Source organism: Modestobacter excelsi (genome assembly GCF_005930495.1).
GTDB classification, from domain to species: domain Bacteria; phylum Actinomycetota; class Actinomycetes; order Mycobacteriales; family Geodermatophilaceae; genus Modestobacter; species Modestobacter excelsi.
The window spans coordinates 1-2602 of record NZ_SJEX01000152.1 but is presented as its reverse complement, the minus strand read 5'-3'; the positions used below and the strand labels follow the sequence as shown (position 1 = coordinate 2602).

Sequence of the window (2602 nt, the reverse complement as noted above, 5' to 3'; positions counted from 1 at the left end):
GCGGACCTCCCCGGCCCTCCGCCGAGGTCCCCCGGCCGGCGACCGGCGACCGCCGCACCGGTCCTGCGGCGCCGGGCCGGACCCGCCCCGCGCCGACCTCCGGTCCCCGGCTGCGCGGCGTCGTCGCCGTCCTCGGCGTCTTCCTGCTGACCCTCTTCGCCGCGGCCGCCGACTCCTACGTCGGCCTGGGCCTGGGGATGATCACCCTGGTCGCGCTGACCGCGGGCACGGTCGTGGCGACCCTGACCGTCCGCCGGCGCGACCTGCTGACCGTGGCGGTCGCCCCGCCCCTGGTCTTCGTCGCGGTGGCCGTGGTCAACCTCGCCCTGGCGCCCTCGGCCGACCTCACCCTGCCGGGCCTGGCGACGCTGCTGGTCCGCGGCTTCCCCGCGATGGGTCTCGCCACCGGCGCCGCCTTCGCGCTCACGCTGTTCCGGATGGCCACCAAGCGCTGACCGCCCGGCCCCCTCCAGGGCACCGCCCCGAGCTTGCGTGGGGTGGGGAGGAGGGGTCCTCCGACTACTCGGTCTCGACGGCGAGCGCCGCGCGCTTCTGCTTCAGCTCGTGCGGCAGCGCGAACACCAGCCGCTCCTCGGCGGCCTTGACCGTCGAGACGTCGGGGTAGCCGCGCTCGGCCAGCCAGTCCAGCACGTCGCTGACCAGGATCTCGGGGACCGAGGCCCCGCTGGTGACGCCGACCGTGCCGACCCCCTGCAGCCAGGCCTCGTCGATCTCCGAGGCGAAGTCGACCAGGTGGGAGTCCCGGGCGCCGGCCTCCAGCGCCACCTCGACCAGCCGGACGGAGTTCGACGAGTTCGTGGAGCCGACCACGATGACGAGGTCGCACTCACCGGCCATCTGCTTGACGGCCTGCTGGCGGTTCTGGGTGGCATAGCAGATGTCGTCGCTGGGCGGGCTCTGCAGACCGGGGAAGCGGGCCTTCAGCGAGTCCACGGTGGTCAGCGTCTCGTCGACCGACAGCGTCGTCTGGGACAGCCAGACGACCTTGTCCGGGTCCCGGACCTGGACGTTCGCGATGTCGTCGGCGCCGTCGACCAGCTGGGTGTTCGCCGGGGCCTCGCCCATGGTGCCCTCGACCTCCTCGTGCCCGCGGTGGCCGATCAGGAGGATGTCGTAGTCCTCCTTGGCGAAGCGCTTGGCCTCCATGTGCACCTTGCTGACCAGCGGGCAGGTCGCGTCGATCGTCCGCAGCGACCGGGCCTCGGCCTCGGCCTTCACCGCCGGGGAGACACCGTGCGCGCTGAACACCACGACCGCGCCCTCGGGGACCTCGTCGGTCTCGTCGACGAACACGGCGCCGCGGCGCTCCAGGGTGGCCACCACGTGCTTGTTGTGGACGATCTGCTTCCGCACGTAGACCGGCGCACCGTGGATCTCCAGCGCCCGCTCGACGGCGACCACCGCGCGGTCGACGCCGGCGCAGTACCCCCGGGGGTCGGCCAGCAGGACGCGTCCGCGCGGTTCAGGCATGCCCCCAATGGTAATGAAAGGACCCGCCTGCCCCCCACCGCTCGCCAGCTCGCGGCGGGCCCCCGCAGGCGCGTCGCGCCCAAACGGGTGCAACATCACAGGTCACGCTGCCGCTGACCGCCGCGTGGGGCACGCTGGAGGCATGGCTCGAGAGATCCCCGAGGTCGTCCGCGCATTCGCCGGACTGGCCGCCACCGTGCTCGATGAGGCCCGCAAGCTCCCCCGGACCCTCCCCGGGCTGCCGGTCCGGGTGATCGGACAGGTCCTGCAGCACTCGTTGAAGCTGCAGCAGCAGTACTCCGGGCTGGTGGCCCGGGGCGACGAGCTGTTCACCGGCCTGCGCGGTGCCAACGAGCCCGGGATGGCGACGTTTGACGACGACCTCCCCGCCTCCCCGCTGCCGGCAGGCTCCCCCGCGCCCCGCAGCTCCGCCTTCGACCGGGTCGACGACAGCGAGCTGGAGGACGCCGAGCTGGACGCCGGCTCGGACCCGGTGTTCGAGCAGCTGGCCGACGAGCTCGCCGACGACCTGGCGGTCGCCGACCTGCCGCTGTCGGAGTCGGACGCGCTGCCCGAGGAGACCGCCGTCGTCCTGGCGCTGACCGTGGACGACGACGCGGACCTGAGCCCGGCCGAGGTCGCGACGCTCCCCGACGACCCGGAGGCCGACGCGATCACCGCGGTGGTCGACGAGCTGGCCACCGAGGTCGACGCCGAGATCGGGGCCGCCGCTCCGGCCGACGTCCCCGAGGAGGTGCTCGACGACCTGAGCGCCGAGACCGTGACCGAGGCCGCCGAGGACGACGCTGCGGTCGAGGAGGCCGTCGTCGAGGCCGTCCTGGAGGAGGCCGCCGCCGTGGAGGCCGTCCTGGAGGAGGCCGCCGCCGTGGAGGCCGTGCTGGAGGAGGCCGTGCTGGAGGAGGCCGCCGCCGTCGAGGAGGCCCTCGAGGAGGCGGCGGCCGAGGACGCGCTCGAGCAGGCGCTCGAGGAGGCCGCCGTCGAGGAGGCGGTGGCCGACGAGCTCATCGCCGACGCCGTGGTCGGGGACACCCCGCCGGCCGAGGCGCCCCCCGGCGAGGCCACCTCGAGCGAGACCCCCACCGACGACACC

At 74.3% G+C, this 2602-nt stretch carries 3 protein-coding genes; 2 read left to right on the top strand and 1 reads right to left on the bottom strand.

The window, feature by feature from the left end:
* On the top strand, nt 1-455 hold a 455-nt coding region (locus FHL80_RS25905), incomplete at its 5' end, for a DUF6542 domain-containing protein (protein ID WP_216871044.1).
* A 64-nt stretch (nt 456-519) separates the two neighbouring features.
* Here FHL80_RS25905 and FHL80_RS24965 read toward each other — a convergent pair.
* Entirely contained in the window at nt 520-1491 is a 972-nt protein-coding gene (locus tag FHL80_RS24965; RefSeq protein ID WP_138736018.1) for a 4-hydroxy-3-methylbut-2-enyl diphosphate reductase, read from the bottom strand.
* A 142-nt stretch (nt 1492-1633) separates the two neighbouring features.
* Between FHL80_RS24965 and FHL80_RS24960 the strand changes: the two genes are divergently transcribed.
* Nucleotides 1634-2602, top strand: a 969-nt coding sequence (locus FHL80_RS24960) for a hypothetical protein (protein ID WP_216871043.1), incomplete at its 3' end; no start/stop codon positions are given.

Excerpts from the sequence above, each read along its gene's own strand:
- FHL80_RS24965 (WP_138736018.1), bottom strand. The coding sequence starts at position 1,491 with ATGCCTGAACCGCGCGGACGCGTCCTGCTGGCCGACCCCCGGGGGTAC.